The sequence below is a fragment of the Sulfurovum sp. genome, assembly GCF_036568385.1.
Taxonomy (GTDB): domain Bacteria; phylum Campylobacterota; class Campylobacteria; order Campylobacterales; family Sulfurovaceae; genus Sulfurovum.
In genome coordinates, this window is record NZ_DATCSP010000015.1 from 119313 (window position 1) to 140856 (window position 21544).

The 21544-nt window shown below is 44.7% G+C and carries 23 protein-coding genes; 11 read left to right on the plus strand and 12 right to left on the minus strand.

The genetic code is table 11. From position 1 onward, the window contains the following. Nucleotides 1-9 precede the first annotated feature (9 nt). Complete coding sequence (locus tag VIM88_RS01855; protein ID WP_331861181.1) at nucleotides 10-2040, plus strand: penicillin-binding transpeptidase domain-containing protein; 2031 nt, start codon at nucleotides 10-12, stop codon at nucleotides 2038-2040. Here VIM88_RS01855 and panC read toward each other — a convergent pair. After that, nucleotides 2037-2861: a pantoate--beta-alanine ligase gene (panC, locus tag VIM88_RS01860; RefSeq protein WP_331861205.1), complete on the minus strand. Its 825-nt coding sequence runs from the start codon at nucleotides 2859-2861 to the stop codon at nucleotides 2037-2039. The genes VIM88_RS01855 and panC overlap by 4 nt on opposite strands. An 86-nt stretch (nucleotides 2862-2947) precedes the next feature. Between panC and prfB the strand changes: the two genes are divergently transcribed. Then, nucleotides 2948-4042 (plus strand): peptide chain release factor 2, encoded by a 1095-nt coding sequence (gene prfB, locus VIM88_RS01865; RefSeq protein ID WP_331861182.1) that lies wholly within the window; start codon nucleotides 2948-2950, stop codon nucleotides 4040-4042. Nucleotides 4043-4058: 16 nt separating this feature from the next. On the opposite strand, the gene VIM88_RS01870 is transcribed toward prfB, so the two are convergent. From VIM88_RS01870 to bcp, 5 genes are all read right to left on the minus strand, one after another. Beyond that, on the minus strand, nucleotides 4059-4184 hold the full coding sequence (locus tag VIM88_RS01870) for a hypothetical protein (protein WP_331861183.1): 126 nt from the start codon (nucleotides 4182-4184) through the stop codon (nucleotides 4059-4061). Next, nucleotides 4181-4837 (minus strand): ABC transporter ATP-binding protein, encoded by a 657-nt coding sequence (locus VIM88_RS01875; protein ID WP_331861184.1) that lies wholly within the window; start codon nucleotides 4835-4837, stop codon nucleotides 4181-4183. The genes VIM88_RS01870 and VIM88_RS01875 overlap by 4 nt, the downstream gene beginning before the upstream one ends. A gap of 158 nt (nucleotides 4838-4995) precedes the next feature. Continuing rightward, complete coding sequence (tsf, locus tag VIM88_RS01880; RefSeq protein ID WP_331861185.1) at nucleotides 4996-6057, minus strand: translation elongation factor Ts; 1062 nt, start codon at nucleotides 6055-6057, stop codon at nucleotides 4996-4998. A 2-nt stretch (nucleotides 6058-6059) separates the two neighbouring features. Next, nucleotides 6060-7064: a 30S ribosomal protein S2 gene (gene rpsB, locus VIM88_RS01885; protein WP_331861186.1), complete on the minus strand. Its 1005-nt coding sequence runs from the start codon at nucleotides 7062-7064 to the stop codon at nucleotides 6060-6062. 276 nt (nucleotides 7065-7340) lie between these two features. Next, entirely contained in the window at nucleotides 7341-7811 is a 471-nt protein-coding gene (gene bcp, locus VIM88_RS01890; protein WP_331861187.1) for a thioredoxin-dependent thiol peroxidase, read from the minus strand. 132 nt (nucleotides 7812-7943) lie between these two features. On the opposite strand from bcp, the gene VIM88_RS01895 reads away from it, so the two are divergent. Continuing rightward, entirely contained in the window at nucleotides 7944-8153 is a 210-nt protein-coding gene (locus VIM88_RS01895) for a hypothetical protein (RefSeq protein ID WP_331861188.1), read from the plus strand. Nucleotides 8154-8245: 92 nt separating this feature from the next. Continuing rightward, a complete protein-coding gene (locus tag VIM88_RS01900; RefSeq protein WP_331861189.1) occupies nucleotides 8246-8587 on the plus strand; it encodes a hypothetical protein in 342 nt (113 codons plus the stop codon). A gap of 46 nt (nucleotides 8588-8633) precedes the next feature. Here VIM88_RS01900 and VIM88_RS01905 read toward each other — a convergent pair whose 3' ends face one another. Genes VIM88_RS01905 through VIM88_RS01915 form a run of 3 tightly spaced genes read right to left on the minus strand, consistent with a single transcriptional unit; the run spans nucleotide 8634 to nucleotide 10995 of the window. Beyond that, on the minus strand, nucleotides 8634-10073 hold the full coding sequence (locus VIM88_RS01905) for a S1C family serine protease (protein ID WP_331861190.1): 1440 nt from the start codon (nucleotides 10071-10073) through the stop codon (nucleotides 8634-8636). Next, nucleotides 10070-10513 (minus strand): DUF523 domain-containing protein, encoded by a 444-nt coding sequence (locus VIM88_RS01910; RefSeq protein WP_331861191.1) that lies wholly within the window; start codon nucleotides 10511-10513, stop codon nucleotides 10070-10072. The genes VIM88_RS01905 and VIM88_RS01910 overlap by 4 nt, the downstream gene beginning before the upstream one ends. A gap of 2 nt (nucleotides 10514-10515) precedes the next feature. Then, nucleotides 10516-10995, minus strand: a complete 480-nt coding sequence (locus VIM88_RS01915) for a DUF420 domain-containing protein (protein ID WP_331861192.1) — start codon at nucleotides 10993-10995, stop codon at nucleotides 10516-10518. Nucleotides 10996-11299: 304 nt separating this feature from the next. Here VIM88_RS01915 and VIM88_RS01920 point away from each other — a divergent pair, with 304 nt between their 5' ends. The 7 genes from VIM88_RS01920 (at nucleotide 11300) to VIM88_RS01950 (ending at nucleotide 18657) form a co-directional block, all read left to right on the plus strand. After that, nucleotides 11300-12025 (plus strand): hypothetical protein, encoded by a 726-nt coding sequence (locus VIM88_RS01920; RefSeq protein ID WP_331861193.1) that lies wholly within the window; start codon nucleotides 11300-11302, stop codon nucleotides 12023-12025. Continuing rightward, the gene (locus VIM88_RS01925) at nucleotides 12025-12432 is read left to right on the plus strand and encodes a group III truncated hemoglobin (RefSeq protein WP_331861194.1); all 408 of its coding nucleotides are present in this window, start codon (nucleotides 12025-12027) and stop codon (nucleotides 12430-12432) included. Before VIM88_RS01920 ends, VIM88_RS01925 begins: the two co-directional genes overlap by 1 nt. A gap of 309 nt (nucleotides 12433-12741) precedes the next feature. Beyond that, a complete protein-coding gene (locus tag VIM88_RS01930) occupies nucleotides 12742-14349 on the plus strand; it encodes a proton-conducting transporter membrane subunit (RefSeq protein WP_331861195.1) in 1608 nt (535 codons plus the stop codon). A 12-nt stretch (nucleotides 14350-14361) separates the two neighbouring features. Continuing rightward, on the plus strand, nucleotides 14362-15096 hold the full coding sequence (locus VIM88_RS01935) for a hypothetical protein (RefSeq protein WP_331861196.1): 735 nt from the start codon (nucleotides 14362-14364) through the stop codon (nucleotides 15094-15096). Beyond that, nucleotides 15093-17969 (plus strand): putative inorganic carbon transporter subunit DabA, encoded by a 2877-nt coding sequence (locus VIM88_RS01940; protein ID WP_331861197.1) that lies wholly within the window; start codon nucleotides 15093-15095, stop codon nucleotides 17967-17969. Before VIM88_RS01935 ends, VIM88_RS01940 begins: the two co-directional genes overlap by 4 nt. Nucleotides 17970-18061: 92 nt before the next feature. Beyond that, nucleotides 18062-18301 carry a hypothetical protein gene (locus VIM88_RS01945; protein ID WP_331861198.1) on the plus strand — a complete coding sequence of 80 codons (240 nt, stop codon included), beginning with the start codon at nucleotides 18062-18064 and terminating at the stop codon, nucleotides 18299-18301. A gap of 113 nt (nucleotides 18302-18414) precedes the next feature. Then, nucleotides 18415-18657 (plus strand): hypothetical protein, encoded by a 243-nt coding sequence (locus VIM88_RS01950; RefSeq protein WP_331861199.1) that lies wholly within the window; start codon nucleotides 18415-18417, stop codon nucleotides 18655-18657. 138 nt (nucleotides 18658-18795) lie between these two features. Here the strand turns inward: VIM88_RS01950 and VIM88_RS01955 are convergent, their stop codons facing one another. The 3 genes from VIM88_RS01955 to VIM88_RS01965 form a co-directional block, all read right to left on the minus strand. Then, the gene (locus tag VIM88_RS01955) at nucleotides 18796-19770 is read right to left on the minus strand and encodes a GTP-binding protein (RefSeq protein ID WP_331861200.1); all 975 of its coding nucleotides are present in this window, start codon (nucleotides 19768-19770) and stop codon (nucleotides 18796-18798) included. A gap of 121 nt (nucleotides 19771-19891) precedes the next feature. Beyond that, nucleotides 19892-20587, minus strand: coding sequence for a 2-oxoacid:acceptor oxidoreductase family protein (locus VIM88_RS01960; protein WP_331861201.1), 696 nt, complete (start codon nucleotides 20585-20587; stop codon nucleotides 19892-19894). After that, on the minus strand, nucleotides 20587-21447 hold the full coding sequence (locus VIM88_RS01965) for a thiamine pyrophosphate-dependent enzyme (RefSeq protein ID WP_331861202.1): 861 nt from the start codon (nucleotides 21445-21447) through the stop codon (nucleotides 20587-20589). The genes VIM88_RS01960 and VIM88_RS01965 overlap by 1 nt, the downstream gene beginning before the upstream one ends. Nucleotides 21448-21544 lie beyond the last annotated feature (97 nt).

The following is a 21544-nucleotide window of genomic DNA, read 5'->3' on the forward strand; positions in this document are numbered from 1 at the left end:
GCGCTTCTTATGGGTATTTTTTTATTTTCAGTACTCAACACCATCACGTCCGACAGACGTATTCCCAGTCATCATTCTACGATCCATGACCGCTCATTGCGCGGCGCTATCATCTCCAAGGACGGCTATACCCTCAGCAATTCACAAAAGACCTATAAAGCGGTCATACATGGCGCCAGTATCGTGCCTGAAAAAAAAGCACTCTTTGTCAAGCTCTTCAGTATCTACAGTGATATCCCTGAAGAGGAGATACGCAAAAAGTTAAAAGACCGCAAAGGCAAAGAGATACAGGGGTTTATCACCCTTTCCAACTCGCTCAATTCACGCTTTGCGATGCAGCTCAAATCACTTGCCTATAAACTACGGAAACTCGATGTCTTCCGTTCTATTAAGACCAGCAATGGGATAGAAGTGGTCTATGGCCTGGATATCATTGAAAACGGGGAGAGCAGGCGTTTTCCCCTGGGTGATGTGCTAAGTCCTCTCCTAGGGTATGTCGGGGATGAAAGTGATGGGAAATATACCCGTCCTTCAGGGAGAAAAGGGCTTGAACGCTCTTACGAAAAACACATCACCTCCAAAAAGAACGGATACTTCAAAGGCAAACGCGATGTCGTCGGCGCTGTCATTCACGATAAGAACAGTATCAAGATCCAGCGTGTGGACGGGCTTGACCTGCATCTCAACATCCCTCTGGCCTTGCAAAGACGTGTGGAACTGATGATAGACCAAATGAAAGAGAGCATTGATGCCGAAGAGATCATGGTGGGTATCATCGAGAGTGATACAGGCAAAGTGCTGAGTTTGGCAACTACGAACCGTTATGACCCCGCGAACATCATGCAAAAGGACATTCCTGCACTGGTACCTAAATTCACAGAGTATCCCTATGAAGCCGGTTCCGTGCTCAAACCTATCTCTTTGGCCATAGCCCTGGATCATGGAAAGATCACACCCGACACCCTTTTCAACACGTACAACGGACGCCTTAAGATAGGAAAAAGACACTGGATCACGGATGATGACAAATTTGAATCCCTCACTGCTACCGATATCATCGTACACTCTTCGAACGTAGGTATATCCCAAATTGCATGGAGACTTACCGGACAGGAATTTAGGGACGGGTTGCTCAAGTTTGGTGTGGCCAAGCCTTCAGGCATCGATCTCTCACGTGATCTTCCCGGGCAGCTCAAACCTGTACGACTGCTCAACCATGAACTTCATCTTGCCAACACTTCCTATGGCTATGGTATGATGATCACCTTCATGCAGCTGATGAAAGCCTACTCAGCCTTCAACAATGAGGGTATCATTGTCACACCACGTATCGTGGACTACCTGCAAGATGCCAAAGGCAACCATTATACGCTTGAACCGGAGATCACCGATGTGCAGGCCGTAAGTAAAAAAACAGCTGACCAGGTAAAAACGATACTGAAAGAAGTGGTTGCACGCGGTACCGGTGTCAAAGCGCAGTACCCGGGGCTAGAGGTCGGCGGGAAAACAGGAACCGCACATATCGCTAAAAAAGGCCGCTATGTCAGGGAGTACCACAGCAGCTTTTATGGTTTTGCCAACGACGAAGAAGGCCACCGCTACACCATCGGTGCGCTGGTGATACGTGCCAAGAAACCTTATAAATATTTTGCGGCGCAATCAGCGGTCCCTACCTTTAGAAGAATGATGGACATCCTGGTGGAACTGGAGTATCTCAAACCTGAAAACGGAGTGGAGGTCAACGCCCCGGAGATCAAACTGGACAAACCTCGCAAACTGCCCGAAGAGAAGGAAATAAGAGTACCAGAGGTCCCCCAAAGAGAGCCGGTAAAAAGCGAAACCCTCAAAAAAGAATCTGTCAAGCGGCCATCACCTTCGGTCAGGGAACTCTTTAATATGCAGGCAACGCCTAAACCGACACCGAAGCCTGTACAGCAGCCCGCTCCAAAACCAACACCAAGACCTGTACAGCAGCCTCCTGCCAAGCCAACGCCAGTAGAGAAAAAATCGGTCCAGGAACTTTTCGATAACCTTTTCTAGATCCACAAATTATCTATGAGCCTCGGTTTGCCAACCCAGGCTGCTACCAAGATGATCGTATTGCCGATCTCCACTTTATCGAGCGGATTGAATGCCCTGTCTACGATGGCGACATACTCCACTTTGTCCGCCTCTTGCAGAACCTTGAGCATCTCTTCTTTGATCACCTCTGCATGCAATTCGCCGCCCATGATCATGTTGGTGGCACGTTTCAGTGCACGTGAAAGAGATAAGGCCCGCGCCTTCTCTTCCTCGTTCATATAGACGTTGCGACTGCTGAGTGCCAATCCTTTGTCATCCCGCACTATGTCACAGGCAATGATATTGACATCCATAAAATAGTTTTTTACCATCTGCATGATCAGCGCCAGCTGCTGCGCATCTTTTTTCCCAAAATAGGCATTGTTCGCTTTGGAGAGATTCAGCAGTTTCATGACGATCTGCAGCATACCGTCAAAATGCCCGGGACGTTTTTCGCCTTCGAGGATATAGCCGCGTCTTGCAGGTGCCGCAATGTAAAGCTCGTCCTCTTCATACATCGCATCAATGGTCGGCATAAAGAGTATATCCACTTTCGCCAGATCACAGATCTTGATATCTGCCTCCTCTTTACGCGGATAAGCGTCCAGGTCCTCGCCCTCTAAGAACTGCGTCGGATTCACAAAGATCGAAACAATGATATGGTCATTTTCCTTTTTTGCCTGCTGGATGAGCGCATGATGCCCTTTGTGCAGTGCACCCATGGTCGGTACAAAACCTATGGTCCCGCTTAACGTTTTCTGTGCTTCCTGTAACTCCGCAACGCTTCTGGCAATAATCATCTCTAACCTCATATTTCACTATATTTTGATAAAATCATACCTAATTATTAGTAAATGCACCCTCTGCATGAAGGAACAAGTTTAAAATGGACGCATACGAATACAGTGAACTGCTCAAGTCTCTCTCTCTGAAGATGGACAATATCAAAAACATTATGAAGCCTGACGCGTTGCAGGCAAGGCTGGATGAAATAGAAGAGATGCAGCAGGACCCAGACTTCTGGAACGATGCAGCCAACGCAGGAAAGGTCTCGCAGGAGAAAACCAAAGCCCAAAGGGTCCTTGCTGTCTACGAAAAGGCGCGGGATGCAGTAGAGGATGCGCAGGAGTATTTTGAACTCTCCAAAGCAGAGAATGATGAAGAGACCCTTGAAATGCTCTATGAAGATGCAGAGAACCTGCAGGCAAACATCAACGATCTTGAAATTCAAATGATGCTCAATGGGGAGCATGACAGTGCCAATGCGATCGTCACGATCCACCCCGGTGCGGGAGGAACGGAGTCCCAGGACTGGGCAAGCATGCTCTACCGCATGTACCTGCGCTGGGCAGAGAGACATGACTTTAAAGTGGAAGTCTTGGATTATCAGGCGGGGGAAGAGGCCGGGATCAAAGATGTCTCTTTCATTATCAAAGGCGAAAATGCCTACGGGTACCTCAAGGTGGAAAATGGTATCCACAGGCTGGTACGGATCTCCCCTTTTGACTCGAACGCCAAACGCCATACGTCATTCACCTCTGTCATGGTTTCGCCCGAAATAGATGATGATATCGATATCGTTATCGAGGACAAAGATCTTCGTGTGGACACCTACCGTGCCTCGGGTGCAGGCGGACAGCATGTCAACAAAACGGAATCCGCTATCCGTCTTACGCATATCCCTACCAACATCATCGTACAGTGCCAGAATGACAGGTCCCAGCATAAAAACAAGGCTGCGGCCATGAAGATGTTAAAGTCACGCCTTTATGAGTATGAAATGGCGAAAAAGCAGGCGGTACTGGATGGGGTGGAAAAGTCAGAGATCGGATGGGGACACCAGATACGCTCCTACGTGATGCAGCCTTACCAGCAGGTCAAGGATACAAGGTCCAACCAGGCCTACACCAATGTGGATGCGATCCTTGACGGGGATATAGACAAGCTGCTTGAAGGAGTGCTGATCGCCCAGGCAAAATAGAGGGGAAGGCTACAGGCTACTCTTCCTCTTCGTCCTCTTTTTTCAGATATTTGGAAATGGTCTTGGTCACCACGATCGCCGTTACAAAAGCCAGAATGATCATGGCAGTGGTATAGAGGGCGTTCATCAGGTCTATCTTCATACCTTCTCCTTGCGTTTCAGTAGTTTGTCCTCGATCTTATAGGCCACGTCACAGCGTGCTTCCATACTTTCATCATGGGTCACCAGTAAAAGCCCTGCGCCCGTCTCTTTCGTATAGTCCAGCAGAACGTCCATCACCAGAGAAGCGGTCTCATTGTCTAAATTTCCCGTAGGCTCATCTGCGAAAATGATACGAGGGTTTTTACTGAGCACTCTGGCTATGGAGACACGCTGCTGCTGTCCTCCCGAGAGTTCGCCTATCTTTTGCTTCATCAGTTCCTTGATCTCCAGTTTTTCCAATAAGGTATCATCGATCTTCTCCGCGCTTAGCATACTGGCCACTTCAATATTTTCCAGTGCCGTCATTCCTTTGAAGAGGTAATGGAACTGAAAGATGATCCCGATGTCATAGCGGCGCAGCGCCTCGATCTCCTTGTCATCCAGAGCATAGAGTTCTTTCCCTAAAAGGGTTACCGTACCTTCATCGGGTTTTATAAAGGTGGAAAATATATGCAAAAGGGTAGATTTGCCGCATCCGCTTCGTCCGATGATCGCTGCACTCTGGGATGGCTTTAAAGAAAAATGTACATCATGGAACAACAGGGTATCAAAACCGTGAGAAATATTATGGGCTTCCAATAGATACTCGGACATGTATCGCCTTTAGACTGTTTTGCAAGTGTGGATCTCATTCCACGCATCGCATATTTTAGCATAAAAAAGGTATGGATGGTTTGAGAAAATGTGGGAAAAAATGTGAATATTCCCTGCCAGGCTGCATGCCCGGACAGGAAAAGGATAAAGGGAGACCCTTATCCCATTTGTGCAGCAACTTCAGCAGCAAAATCTTCTTCTGCTACTTCAATTCCTTCACCGACTTCCAGTCTTACAAAATGTACGATGTCCGCTGATCCGCCCGCTGCTTTTGCTTTTTCCTGAATATATTCAAGCACGGTCTTGCTGTCATCCATAACGAATTTCTGGTCAAGAAGACACTGCTCTTGGTCCAGTGTTGTATTGTCTGAAATGAATCTTTCGATCTTGCCTGGAAGGATTCTGTCCCAGATCTTTTCAGGTTTACCTTCAGCTTTAAGCTCTTCTTTGAGCATTGCTTCCGCTGCAGCCATCACTTCGTCAGTCAACTGGCTCATAGAGATATACTGAGGAATGTTCTTCAGTGTCTTACCAAGTCTGGAAAGCTCTTCATTCTCTTTTTCGATCGCAATGATCCTACCTTTTGTCTCTTCTTCTACAAACGTAGGATCAAAGTCTTTATAAGAGAGTGTACTTGGTGCCATAGCCGCTGCGTGCATCGCTACCTCTTTAAGTACAGGCGTCATTGCTTCTGCGGTCTTGGCAGAGTCACATTTTGCCTCGATGATCACACCGTTTTGACCGTTAGAGTGGACATAACCGTTTACCGCAGTCGTTTCATCTCCAACGATAAGAGCCGCTCTTCTTACATCAAGTTTTTCACCGATCACAGCGATCTGCTGAGAAAGATAATCTGCAAACGGCTCACCGTTGATCGTAGAAGCGTTGATCGCTTCTGCATCTTTCAGGTTGTTCTCGAAGGCGTGGTTTACCACTGTATTCATAAGTGCTTTGAATTTGTCATTCTGTGCCACAAAGTCCGTTTGAGAGTTGATCTCAACGATCACCGCTTTGTTTCCTTCTACTTTCACACCGATCGCACCTTCAGCAGCTACTTTCCCTGCTTTTTTAGCAGCAGCACCCATACCTTGGTCTCTCAGCCATTCAACCGCTTTGTCCATATCTCCATCAGCTTCAGTCAATGCCTTTTTGCAGTCCATCATTCCTGCATCGGTCATCTCTCTGAGTTTTTTGATATCTTTAGGTCCAAAGTTTGCCATGATTACGCCTCCGCCAATTCTTTTGCAGATGCAACAGCTTCTTTGAAATCACCCTTGAAGCTGTATTTCTCTTCCATTACCTTGATTTGCTCTTCAGTCATATTTGCCACATCCGCATACGTATAGAAACCTTCATTGTTGAGTTTCTCTTGGTACACTTTGCCAACACCGGCGATCTTAGTAAGGTCATCAGCCTGTTTTTCAGCTTTAGGAGCTGATTTTTCTTCTACAAGCGCTGCCACTTCTTCTTCAGACGCTGCTTCAGCCATTACTTCTTCAACTTCTGCACTTGTAGCTACCTGTTCTACTTCATTCCCGTGTGCTTCATCATAGGCTGCCTTACCTTCGATAACCGCTTCAGCCATTTCCTGGCAGAAAAGGTTGATCGAACGGATAGCATCATCGTTTCCAGGGATCGGATAATCAACCATATCTGGATCACAGTTCGTATCAAGAGGAGCAACCACTTTCATACCCAGTCTTCTTGCTTCTTTTACAGCAATGTGCTCTTTTTCAGTATCGATAACGAACATGATATCCGGAAGTTTTTTCATGTGTCTGAAACCTTCCAGGTATGAACTCAGTTTCTCTTTGGTTCTCAAAAGCATCAATGCTTCTTTTTTGGTCAAAAGATTGATCTGACCATTTTCTTCCATCTGCTCGATCACTTCGAGTTTTCTGATAGATTTTTTCATTGTCGGGTAGTTGGTAAGCATTCCACCTAGCCATCTTGTAGAAACGTAAGGCATACCACATCTTTCAGCATGTTCTTTGATCGCTTGTCTAGCCTGTTTTTTTGTTCCTACGAACATTACAGTTTGTCCTTCAGCGACTGCATCTCTGACAACATTATAAGTGTATTTGAAGTATCTGAGTGTTTTTTGAAGGTCGATGATATAGATGTTCTTTCTTGCACCGAAAATGAACTTCTTCATTTTTGGATTCCATCTTCTTGTTTGGTGCCCGAAGTGTACACCACATTCGAGTAGGTCTTTCATTGTTACCATAAGTTTCTCCTTGGTATATAATCATAATAGAACTTTTATTTGTAAAAGCTCAGTTAAAAGCATATGCTTCATCACTTGGTTTGATCCGCTGTAGTCCTTAATGTTCATTCTAAAAAATAGAATCACACAACCGTGCAAGGAATAACTACATGTGTATTTTTCTATCCTCATCGAGAATAAGAAACGCGATTATACCGAAATGATGTTTAAATGAATATAAATTCAGGGAGTTTTTGCAGAGGCACCCTTTAAAGGATGCTTTTTTTGTCATGAGAGCTATGATGCCTGCAGTTCCTCCAGTTTGGCTTTGACCTCATCTACATGTCCTTTGACCTTTACCTTCTTCCATACAGCGGCGATCTTTCCATCAGGGTCTATGATGAAGGTCGAACGCACCACGCCCATATACTCTTTCCCCATGAACTTTTTAAGTTGCCATACGCCAAAGGTATTGCAGAGCTCTTTTTCTTCGTCTGCCAAAAGCGTGATCTTCAGCTCTTTCTTCTCTATGAAGTTTCTGTGCTTTTTTGGAGAGTCCGGACTTACACCCAGTACAATGGCGGAGAGGTCCTCAAAACCTGGAAGTGCTGCCGTAAAGTCACACGCTTCTGTCGTACATCCAGGGGTATTGTCTTTAGGATAAAAGTAGAGTACGATCCATTTTCCTTTGATGTCTCTCAGACAGATCTCTTCCTCATCCTGATTCGACAAACAAAAATCCGGTACCTGTGCACCCACTTCTAGCATACTGTATCCTTTATTATTTCTTTTTGGATAGTATAACAGATAAATGTAAGAAAAACTTTTGCCGGAGGCAAAGCGTTTACGGGAAATGCAAAGTATTTTTCAACAGCTTCACCTCTTAAGTAGGGAGAGATCATGGCAGAAAATGAGACCAAAGAGTCGCTTTTGGCAGAGATAGAAAAACTCATCGCGTACGGGAGAGAGGAACCAACGATCAACCCAGACCTTTTAGCCTATCTGGAGATCAACGATCTTATCGCTACAAAGAAAAAACTGCTCGAACGGGTAGGAAAATTAAGTGAAGAAGACAAGGCATGGCTGGAACAGTTTAAAAAATATGAATAAATGCACACAATTTCACCCGTCGACCTTAAATAAATTCGATATACTGATATCTATAAAATATATACCAACATTCAATACAAAGGATTTTAAAGATGAAGATCAGTTTTGGACCTTACAATATCAGAACGCATGAACTCGATGGAAAGTTGTCCGTCCAGGTGACATCTGACCTGGGAAAGGTGCATATGAAAGATGCAGACCAGCATGAGGGGAATTTTCCCAATGAGATCTGTTACTTCATTGAAAACCCGTCGGAAAAACCTGCTGCCAAAGGGCTGAAAAGATACTCTTTTGGGGACTACACGTATATTTTGGGGATCAACTACAATGGGGAACTGTGTCTTTTCCATAGTGTCAAACTCTATGTGCATAAAAAAGTGATCGATGGCATAGATTCTCTGACCATGGCTTTTTTGGCAGAACCCAAGGCATAGCCACCCACGGTGCTGCGCTCTGGAGACGGTCCGTCTCCTCTCTTTTTTACTCTCTCAGATCAATGGACCTGTCAAACTCGATGTTATACTTTTTAAGTATCTCGTCCTGTTTGCCTTGGGCCTCTTTTCGATCTATGATCACCTGTACCCCGTCCTCATCTTTCAGGACGATATAGTCATCCTTTGCTGTCTGCATCTTTCGGTAGAACTCTTTGAAGTCTTTAAATTTTTCTCCATTGATCTGATCGATCGGCCACATGGCAAAATCATTGTCACCTCTGCTGATATCCGAGGCCAGTACTTTTAACAGCACCACCACTTCACTCTTCTCTTCTTCCTGCCATCTTGATGCCAGACAGCTCAAATTCAAACGGTTAAGATTGGTAGAAACGATCAGGTTTCTCGTCAAAGGAGCAAAGACATACCCCCCGTAGACAAAATAGCTCGGCATCGTATCGTAACGCGTTGTTTTGACCAGGTAGATATCATCCGCTGTATACTTCAGCTCTGCCTCAACCTGCATAGGTTTCCTGTCGCGAATAATATCGAGCTTCACCTTTTCACCCATTTGATAGGCATCGATAAAATGCTGATAATGGGTAAACTCATGCTTTCTGAACTCCACCGTACCGTCATTTTCCACATTATGCCCATCTACAGCGGTCAAAATGTCACCTTCTTTGAGCGAGCCTGCCAATGATGAGTTGTATACCACTTTCACGATCAGTTTTCCGCTGGTGTTCTCATCCAGTCCGTAGTAGCGTCTGATGGCAGGGTTCTCGAGTTTTTGCGTACCCAGCCCCAGGTCTGCAAAACCATCATACTTCCCGTCTTTCATATCGTCTATGAAATGTTTGACCATGTTGACCGGTACCAGATAGCCGATACTTTGGGACTTGCTGATATGCTGCATCACCACACCGACGATCTTGCCGTCTGAGAGTGCCGGCCCCCCGGAATTGCCAGGGTTGACCGCTGCATCGACCTGTATGGCCAGGAATGCCTCTCCGCTGTGGGCATAGGTATGATGCTCTATACGTGACACCACCCCGATCGTGGCGGAGAGCGTACTTCCGCCCATAGGATACCCGTACACCACTATTTTTTGTTCCACCTGCGGAAGTGCGCCAAAAGTGAGGGGTGTGACACCTGTAAAAAATGAGGGGTCCTTGACTTTCAGCAGTGCCAGATCGGCCTGGTGTGACACGGCATAGACCTTTGCTATATAGCGTTTACGCTGTCCATAACGCTCCACTTCTATAAAGGCCTGGTTGGCCACCACATGGGCATTGGTAAGAATGTAGCCCCCTTCAATGATCGCCCCGGAGCCTGTTCTACTCTGCATGGAACTGCTCCATGGTTCCTGATAGTTCGGTATTTTTGCAGTGGTATAGATCTTTACAATGGCCTGCTTGGTGATACCTTCCTGATCGACATTGGCATGGATAAACAGTGTACCCAGCAGTACCATCCATAATATTCTCATATGAACCCCTTAAATTTTTCTGCATCCACACAACGGATATGGCGTTTTTTTGCTTCCTTTGCCATCAGCCCCGCTTCTTTATCGGAGAGAAGTTGTTTCTCTTCATCATAGAGCCTGGCAGAACAGACACCGCAGCTCGGGCTTCTGTCTTTGCCTATCAAAAGGTCCAGTGCTTGATGCGTATCAAAAAATGCCGCAGCATACTCCAGGATGGGATCGGAAAGGTCTTCCCCATCCTTGTTGGACAAAGCTCTGATCCCCTCTTGCGTGACCACCAGGTCCATCGTAGGACGCGGTGTACCAAACGCATGGTCTTCCGGACAAAAAGGGATCAGCTCCGCATCTTTCAGCTGGGATAAAAGGTGTTCATCTTTATTGTCCGAAGCATCATAGCGGCACTTTTCACCCAGGAGACATGCAGAAATGGCAAATTTTTTCATCTTTAAAATACAAAAAGCAGCATATAGACCCAGGCACCCGTCAGCATCGTCAATATGATCCCCACGAAGGTCCGCTGTCCATCTTTTTTATGTGCTTCGGAGTAGAGTCCCGGAAGCGTGGTTTGCTTTTTATAGCGCTTTGCAAAGTAGAGTGTCTTGACCCAGAGGATCAATGTGATCACAGAAATAAGGATATGGAAGATCAGTACATACAAGAGATAGTCATGAGAGACAGAACTCCCCTCCATCAGGTTCTTGTATCCTCCCTCCATACGTACACCGTATTCGAAAAATCCCACCACGATCACAGAGACCACGAACAGTAGACCCTGTACGTTTTCATGTGCACGATAGTGCTTTTTCTTTGCCAGCATGATCGCCCCAAAGATCAAAAAAGGCAGTACTGCCACGATCACCGATACCACATCCATAAAAAACGGTGCCCTAGTTCCCAAAAATCCCGGTTGAAATATATAATCCATCATCATCCCTGTCACTTTTTTTCTTGTCAGCTTAGCATAATTGTCCCAAATATTTCATGTATACCTCTCCCCTGACCCAACTTTTCCGACAGTCATGGCGCTTTTGATTTCTATAAAACTTACCATTAGAATGAAATTGAGCAAACTATGATATAATCCCGCCCAACAAACACGATTTTCCCTCTTTTTACACAGGGAATCATGGCAAATGGCCTCTATGAAGTGATTTCATGGTCAATGTGCTGCCGACAGGGGCACAAGCTCCTCCGAAAGCGGACAAAAATATACATTAAAAGGTTTAAATATGGATCTTAGCATAAGTTATCACCCTATTACCAAAGATCAGATGAGAGAGTGGTATTTTGATACCTTTGAGGACATGGGCGCAGCCGAATCCCTAAAGCTGAAAATACCCAAAGAGCAATTGAAAAAACACTCGCTCGAGGAAGTGGAAGCCTTCTATTCGGACAAGTATAGATCAATGATACGACGCTCCAGAGAGCTGGATTACGACAACTTCAATAAATGGCATGCCTACTTCATCGCCATCTCACAGGGGTTCTTTGAAACCTTTTTCTTTACACACGGAAGTGCGCTTTCGAGTATACTTGACAAAGCGTTCCACGACACCTATGTGACACCGTGGGAAGATGTCGTACCGAGTGATTACATTGAGGATCTGCGTGTCAGCAAGAAGCTTGAAGGGCCTTACAGCGGTGGCGTATACATCGGGCCGGAGCAGGTCAAAAAACTTTTACACGACTACAAAAATGACAGTGCGATCAAAGAGCTTCTTGAGGAACAATTTGAGGGTAGAAAAGTAGAGGTATTGCTGGCTGCACTGAAGTATGCGAGCGAAAACGACCAGGGTTTGCTTGAGGCAGCGAAGGTGATCCACCAAAGCGAAGAGCTCTTTGAGGAGCCTGAATGTTTTAGCAACGTCTTCAACTGCGATGTGCTGAGTGCCGCTGTCTACACGTCAGATCTGGCTGCACGCTTCGATGAGATCTATAAGGGTACTGGAGAGTAATGCTCTCACAAGGCATGACCGTGAACCAGGCACTGCAGAAAAGTATCAACGAAGAGAACATTGGGATACTCGTAAGGACCTTCTATGCCGAGGTGCTGAAAGATGCGCTGCTGGCTCCTTTTTTCATAGAAAAGCTGGGGGATGATCTTCAGGGTCAAGCGTGGGAAGAACATTTGGCGCTTTTAACAGAGTTCTGGAAATTTGTCGCCTTGGGCTATGAGGCGTATCACGGCAATCCGCTCCAGCCCCACCTTCACATAGAGGGTCTAAGCCGTGAAGCTTTCACAGCCTGGCTAAAGCTTTTTCATCACACCGTAGATCGTCTCTACACCCCTTCGGCCGGTGAATATTTTAAACAAAAAAGTACGGATATCGCAGAGAATTTCATGCGCAAGCTTGATCTCTAGCCAAAGCAGCCTACTTCTGCCTCTCACGGAGTGATTTTTTTGTGTTTCATTTCACCTCAACACGCCTACAAATCAATTTTACGAAGAACATCCCTAAGTATCTCTTTATAAATTTTGCTATGATGTCTTCAAGTAGAGGGTTTTTTTTTCTTACCTTAACGTATCATTTGGTGACATAGCCAAACCAAACAACTATGTTACATTTACTTTTGTATTTTGAATCGATACCAGGAAATCCGGTTGTCTTAATTATAAATTAAGATTCTATTTCTTATAAGTATGTACACTTTATTAACATTGGAGTCTTCAGTGGAGAAACTAGTTTTATTCATTCCTTTCATACCTATCTTGATCGCTGTCCTGATAGGATTTTTAACTAATAAAGAGCTGATGCCCAAAGTCAGTATCCTGTTCTCATCCATGGTCGCACTGCTTGGATTATTTGGTACTTTTTATGTGATAACTTATGATCAGCCTATCTATGGTTTCGGCGGCTTTCTTGTGTTCAATGAACTCTCTGCCATCCTTGTGCCTTATGTTGCTATTCTAGGTCTTGTGATCAGAAAATACGCGACAAAATATATGTGGGATGAGCCTGGCTATAAAAGATTTTTTATCCTATTGAACTTCATCTTTTCGGCTATCTATCTGCTTGTGATGAGCAACAATTTGATCATACTCGCCCTGGCATGGCAGCTGATGAGTTTCAGTCTCTATTTTCTTGTCTCTTTCAATGTACAGTCAAAAAGTGCTGTCAAAAACGGCGGCTGGACGATGCTTACCCATAAAGCCGCGGACCTTTTGTTTATCATCGCTGTCGTCCTCACCTATAAAACATTCGGAAGCTTTGAACTGACAGAGCTCAGTCAAAAATGGCTGCTGATGTCTGCGAACCCGATAGATGATCCGACGATCTATGCCATAGGCTTCCTTTTCCTCTTTGCGGCGATGATGAAATCGGCCATTATGCCTTTCCATCTCTGGCTTCCCTATACATCAGAAGCACCGACACCCGTCTCGGCGCTGATGCATGCCGGCGTCGTGAATGTCGGGGGGATCCTGCTGAATAAGCTCGCGTTCCTGCTGCTCCTCACGCCGGCGGTGCTCAATGTCGCTTTTGTGATGGGACTGGTGACCGCTATCTTTGCTTCGCTGCTGATGCTGGTGGTATCAGATATCAAACGTTCCCTGGGATACTCCACGGTCGGCCAGATGGGTTACATGATCATGGAGGTCGGTCTGGGCGCTTTCAGTCTTGCGATCTATCACCTTATGGTGCACGGTATCTTTAAAGCAACCCTTTTCCTTGAGTCCGGAAGCCTCATCAAATATGCCAGACATGACCCCAACATTCCCAAACGGCTCTCCTATGAGATATTCTGGGAAGAGAAGACCAACTACAGCAGCAAAACGATGTTCAGAACGATCGCGCTCTTTACGATATTGCCGGTCATTATCTTTGCAGGGGTGAAGTTTATCCTCAGTGAAGAGTTCTTCCACTTCAATGCAGCGATCGTGATCCTTGCATTTGCCTGGCTGACCGGTACACAGCTCTTTTTGTCATTCTTCAAGGTCTCAAAGACAGATTCGATCAAAGTGGTGCTTGCGCTCCTTAGCTCCTTTATCATTGTCCTCTTCACCTATGAGATGATAGGACTTGCCTTTGAGAGATTCATCTATGGCCACGATGCGTTGCTTTTCTATCAGGCGGCCACCCTGAATGTAACGATCATCATGTCTTTGGTGATGCTGGTTGCCATTATGATCATCGGATGGTACTTTATGTACAAGCAGCACTTTATTGATGTACCTAAAAGCGAGAAAAGGCCAAACAAGATCAAATGGCTGTTTTATAAACTGATGGCAAAAGAGTCGTACTTCTATGATCTGTTTAGCAAATATTTCAAAATTTTTTAATGAAGGTTGTTCATGTTAATCAATGTGATTTTACTATTTTTATTCGCGGCACTGCCGTATTATCTGTTTTTTGAAAAAACGAAAAAACTCAAATCTGAACACATCTTTTTACTGACTGTTCTTTTGCTCTTGACCGGAATGGGCCTGGCCTCTTTTACCTCCCATACCTCGTCTGATACGTTCATCATCATCGCACTTTTGAGTGCACTGTTTTCGATCTACAAAGCGGGCAAAACGACCAATCTGTACAAACTGAGCTACTACATGCTTTTTATCAATGCACCGGTACTGTTCATGTTTGACCTCAAGCAGAGCGCCCCTTATGCGCTCTCAGTGATACTCACCCTCTTTGGTATCTTTCTGATCGGCAAATATTATGAACGGAACTATGGGAGTGCCAACTATCACTCCGTGACCGGTATCACACTGATCACACCTTATGCAGGACTTGCTTTAAGGATCTATATCATCACACTGGCACTCTATCCGCCCTTTCCCAATTCGATGTTTTTCCTGAACAGCATACTCGAAGCGGATATAGATCTTTTATGGTATCTGGTGGTGGTCATCATCTTTTTCGGGAACTTCATTTTAGCCATGAGGATCCTGGCACAGACTGTTTTTGGCAAACCCAATGAAAATATACACTATGTCGATCTGACATCGAAAGACAAAACGATCCACATCGCCATTATTCTGACCCTGTTCATACTTAGTATCTGGGGATTCAAGGAGGTGCTCGCATGAGTATTCAAGAGAGATTAAATGCTGTCAAAGATACAGTACCGCACTATTGGCCAATTGGCTCTTTTATTCATCATAATCCGCTAAAAGGGTTTGAAGACCTTAACTTCAAAGAGGCACTGGACAAAGCACAGGGCATCTTTGGCGGCAAGGTCTATATGGAGCCTTCCTACTACGTCAACTTGTATCAGCAAGGGAAGATCGAAGCCGCTGCACTGGAGAAGAACCTTTTAAAACCTCTCAAAGGGCACGGACTTGAGGCACATTTCGATGTTGCCAAAAAGTTCCTTATTGAGATCAGTCCGAAATGGAAAAGCTTCAGAAGCTATGGAGATCTGGGGAAGTATGAGGTCGACCAAGCGCTCTATGCCTACCTGGATGAAAAAGCGGTCTACCATCACAATAATGCCTGGATAAAAAAACTGTTAAAATACATGACACTCTATGAGATCAATGATGCACTGTTCAGAACCGATGACAAAGAGATGATCGAAAAAGAGGTGATCGAATATATCGCACGTTTTCTGGATGAAGAGCAGACGACGCTGAGCATGGCAGACAGAGAACGCGGAATGTTCAATGCATTTAAACTCTATGAGGGCATAGAGTACCACGGTGACTCACAGCGCTATGTGGAAGAGGCACTTGAGAGACTCAAGGTCAAAGATACCGAAGCCTACTTTCTCACCCATATACTCAAACTTCACGGCTGGGCAGGATTTATCAAGTATCGTTCAGAAGACCCGGACTACTTCTCGCAGCAGCAGTACCCCTCCTCCTTGATGGACTATATGGCAATAAGGCTCTACTTTGAGTTGAAGTATCTCAAGAACAAAAAGATCCATGATTTCGAACTTCTCGATGCACATATAGAAGAGAACAGGGCCAGTGTCATTTTGAAGCTCTTGAAGCATAAAGGAAAACTGCCGGGTATCTATATCGATGACATGGAGATCGGTACCGAGTGTGAAGCGATACTTGAAAACTACATCAGTGACCAGCTAAACTTAGATGCACTGCAGCTTCAACTCTCCAAGGGGGTCCTTGGAGATGGCAACATGTCATTGACCGAATATGCAAAGTTCGTAGAACTGCTTAGAAAAGAAGAAGGGTTTGTCTGGCTGAAATCATTGGAAGACAGCTACATACATAAGTACGTGGATGAATTGACCGCCCAAAATGATGCGGCAGAACCCCCTGTCGCCTCAGCGACCTTCTGTCTTGATGTACGCTCGGAGGTCATCCGAAGGTCCATTGAGCAGACCGGGCCATACAGTACCTACGGTGCAGGCGGATTCCTGGGCCTACCTATCGCATTTGTGGAATTTGACAAAGCGCACGAACAGTTCCTCGCTCCTGCCATTGTCAAACCCCGAAATGTGGTGTTCGAGATCCCTTGTGAATCTTATGAAGAGTACAGTTCCAAAAAAGGTATCAGCAAAACCTCTAAGAAGATCCTCAGTGACCTTAAGAACAATCCCTATACTCCCTACATCATGGTGGAAGCCATCGGGTGGATCTTTGGTATCAACCTTTTCGGGAAAACCTTTTCTCCACGAAAAACAGAAAAACTTTTTAGAAAGATGAAACCCAAAAAGCCAAAGACGACCTATACTTTGGATAAATTGTCTGCAGATGATATAGAAAGGTATGTCAAAAAACTCCATATCAGAATTCTGAATGAAGTGCTGGCGAACCATCACAATGAAGAGTTCACGCAGAACGATGTAGAGGCACTTTGGAAACATCTTGTATTCAATGATGAGCTAAAGCTGAGCATTTCAGAAGAACTTATCGAAAAGCTGCAGACACACTACCAGATCACGCAGGAGGATTATACCTTCCAAAAAGAGAAGCTGGCAATGGTCGGATTCACCGTAGAGGAAAAGGTGATGTACCTCAATAACTTCCTGACCATGATAGGCCAGGTCGATCACTTTCCGGAGTTCGTGACCATCATAGGCCACGGAAGTGTTTCAGACAACAACCCGTTCGAGTCGGCACTGGATTGCGGGGCATGTGGCGGAAATATCAGTCTACCGAACACAAGGGCACTCTGTATGATCGCCAATACGCCGGAGGTACGCGAAAAACTCCGTGAAGACAAAGGTATAGATATCCCTGAAGGTGTCAAGTTCATACCGGGTATCCATACCACAACGACAGATACCATAAAGTTCTATGACACGGATATCCTGACTGAAGAGGAGATGAAGAAGTTTGGCAAGGTGATGGCTGACTTCAATATGGCTTCTGCGGCTTCAAGAGATGAGAGAGCAACGTTCCTGCCCAATACGCATACACAGGAAGATATGATGATCAAGTCTATGGACTGGTCAGAGCCCAGACCTGAATGGGGACTCGCAGGGAATATGGGTGTATTCGCCGGACCAAGAAGTTCAAGCAGGCACATTACATTTAACAACAGACTCTTCATGCACTCCTATGACTGGACGATAGATAACGAGAATGCCGATATCCTCACGCGTATCTTTGATGGACCGCTCATAGTCGGTGAATGGATCAACCTTGAGCACTATTTCTCTACCGTAGATAACCGTATCTATGGCGCGGGTTCAAAAGTCTACCATAACGTGGTGGCAAAGGTCGGTGTCTACAACGGTAACTACAGCGACTTGAAGATCGGCCTTCCTACCCAATCCGTTCTTCTCGAAGGCGAAGCCTACCATGAGCCGGTAAGACTGCTCTCGTTCATAGAAGCACCTTTAGAGAAAGTAGGCAAAGCTGTTGAAAACTCCATAGCAAAAACATTCATCCTGAATGAGTGGATCAGACCTGTCATTATAGACAAAGAGGCAAAAAAAGTATATGCCTATGAGTCCGGGGAGTTTATTGTCATTAAAGAGCTACCATAGCTCTGTAATGACATTATCTAGTTCTAAGCCCTTTTCTTTTATAAAGGGAAGTAACGGTTTATTACCTATAAAAAACAATCAAAAGGAATACCATGTATAAGATCCATGTTGAGAACGAATGCAGCTGTTTTAAAAAAAGTGCATTTGTAAATGACCAAATGTTTAAAGACAAAGAAGATGCACTGATGAAAGCAAAAGTGATGGAGTGCCGCATGAACCAGGAATTTTGTCATACGCACTACTTTGAAGCGGAAGATATGGGAGATGAGATCATCATACGCAGTGTGGTCCGTGCAGACTATGAAGATGACGACGATGACGACTTCATTTAGCACCCAAAAAGACCAAAAACTATGGGTTCTATCAAACTAAAACAGCTTTAATATCTATTTAAGCTCTAGTCGCTATTATCCCTTACAAAATTTAAATACAAAAGGACTATCCTATGTTTACAGTACAAGTTGAAAGAGAGTGTGGCTGCTTCAAAAGAAGTGAGATCCAGAAAGAAAAATCATTTGACAACAGGGAAGATGCGATCACGTATTCAAAAGCCATCGCAGAGATCATGAATGAGGATTTTTGTAAAAAGCATCATTTTACTGCAAGAGCAGCTGCCGGTGATGAATTCGTTATTTCTGTGGGTGAAGGTTCAGGCGGCGGATGCTGCGGCGGCGGACACTGCGGTTAAACGCTCTCCCGAGCAGATCACTTTTACCATGCAAATTCTTTTAGAATCTGCATGGTTTCCGCAACAAAAAAAATTCAAAACATTAGCCTCTTCAAGCTCAGATAGAAAGTAACCCCTTCCCAGAGACCAGCGTCAGTTTTATGCCTTAGTGGTGGAAAACAGCGGCAAGTTCAAGTAATCGTATTTTTGACATAGCGTTGCAACATTACGATCAATGTCTTCCCCTATGAAAATCAGCAGCGACTTTCCTTCATAGTCAGGAAGCTCTTCAAAAGAGACATCGCCGAACGAATAGTTTACAAATATCGGATTGGGCACATCCTTGACTTTTACCACACCTTTTACCCGATAGATATTCTCGGGTAAGTTTTCAAGTACCTGGTCCACATCGTTAAACGCAATACCCTCTTTAAGATACACGACCTTCTGCGTCAGTGAGTCTTTGATCGTATGATCATGGTGTTTGTAATCCTCAGCAAGCTTTACCACGTCCTCGACCCTGTAAATGCCCTCAAACACCTCTTTATTCACCAGGCCCTGCTCTGCCCTGTGCACGACATAGTTCTTGAATATGGCTTTCCCTGTCATCGTATTCTTGATGTTATAGGCTTCTTTGGTCTCTCCCAGCTCTTTCTCTACGGCCAAGGCCTCATCCTCGCTGACAAGATCGGTCTTGTTTAATACGATAATGTTCGAGCCGCCCAGTTGATATTTCGCTGTGGAGTTCTCTTTATAGGAAGAAAAGTTCTTTGCATCGACCACACAAATGACTCCCTCGACAGCAATGCCCAGGTTCTGCAGTGATAAGAAGATAGGGAACGGTTCGGATGCACCCGACGTTTCAACGAATATGATCTCCGGATCGTATTTTTCTATGATCTCTCTGACACCGCTCTCAAACTCTTCTGCCAGCTGACAACAGATGCATCCTTCAGAGATCTCCAGTACTTCGCTGTATACATTGGTAAGAATTTTACTATCCACGCCAATGTCACCAAACTCATTCACCACAATGGCTATTTTTTTATCTGGGAAATATTGTTTGACACTGTTCGTAAGCATAGTGGTCTTGCCCACACCTAAAAACCCTGTTATTACAAAAGAGGAGATCATTCTGGTACCTTCAAAGAAATATGAATAAAATGTAGATAATTACTACAAAAATACAACGTACTATATTTTTGTAGTAGTTATGAAGTAATGACCGTGCCGAGGGCACGGTCAAATTTGAGAATTAGATATTCTCAAGCATAGGCTCAAGCCCAACTTCTTTTGCCCATTCTGCAGTCATATCGAAAGCAGCTGATGCAGTCTGAAGGTTTTTCTCGATCAAGTCCATTTTCTTCTTGAACTTTTTCTCGATAACGGAGTCAAGTGATGCTGTACCACCTGAAGCAACGTATTTCTTAAGGAATCTGTCTTTGATCCCTTCTTCGATCGCCGGTTTACCAAAGTTACCAAGCGCACCGAAAAGCGCACCCAGCATTGCCATGTTCGTTGCAAGCTCCGTACCTGCAATATCGATAGCAAACTTCGTAAAGTCTCTTGTGAGTACTTTTACATTCTTAGATTCTAAGAATTTTCTGTCCTCAGCAGTCAAAAGATCATGATCACTGTTAATGATGACCAGACCATTGTCTTTAATACCTGCATAAAAAGGCATAGTGTATGATTTACCCATAGTAATAACCTGCGGGTGATAGATCATAACAATGTCAGGATAGATAACTTCCCCTCTGTCATAGATAGGTACCGTTCCTATTCTTGTATAACTTTCAGAAGGCGCCATTCTTTTTTCAGCACCAAAGAAAGGATTTGAAACTGCATAATACCCTTCAGTATCTGCAGCAGTTGCAGCAATGTGAGCTGCAGTAACTGCCCCTTGTCCGCCAAGAGCGGGCATTCTAATTTTAATCGAATCTTTTGCCATTATAGAATTCCCTCCTTCTTACATTGTTTTAAATACTCTTCTGCTTCAGGAGAAACGTACTTAAATGATACAAATCTGTCTTTATCTTGCTCTTTCATTTCCCATAGACCTTCGTTTGCGCTCAAACCGATCTCAAGGATACAAGGCGTGTACAGGTGGATATATGTTGGTCCGATCTCTCTTGCGATCAACACCGCTTCTCTCAATACTTTAGCAACAGATTTTGGTGCTGACGCTGTAAGTTTTACAGAGTAGTGACATCCTGAAGTCACAGCAAGTTCCCACATAGGAACTTTCTCGAACACTTTACCTTTTGGAGCCATTTTAAAGACTTGACCTTTTGCAGTCGAACCACTCTCTTGTCCACCTGTGTTTGCATACACTTCGTTATCAAAACAGATAGTCGTGATCTTTTCTTGTCTAAAGAATGACTGCAACGTATAGTCAAGACCGATATCGATCGTAGCACCGTCACCGGCAAGTACAACCACATCTTTCACTTTATCAGGAAATCTCCAGTCCAATGTTCTTTTGATACCTGATGCAACTGCGTTCTGGTTACCAAATAGTGAGTGCACAGTGTGCAATGCAATATGTGGGAACATCAAAGAAGTACATCCTGTAGAGTTTACTACGACAGTATCTTCCGGCTTAGGAAGTGCTGCCAAGATATATCTCAATGCAGCTGCCTCAGGACAACCTGCACACAAAGAGTGCTCTTCAAGGATCTCTTTTTTATCTGTAAGGTCATTAATACCACGTTTTTCAGCGCCCCATGTTGCATTGTCCTCGAGATCAATGATCTCTTGAGGCATGATGTCTCTAAACTCTGGATTAATTTTGTAAATATCTACTGACATATTATGCCCCTTTCTCTACATTAACATGTTCTAAAACTTCTTTAAGTATAGCTTCAACAGGCATACTCATACCGCCGGCAACTCTTGGTCTACCAAC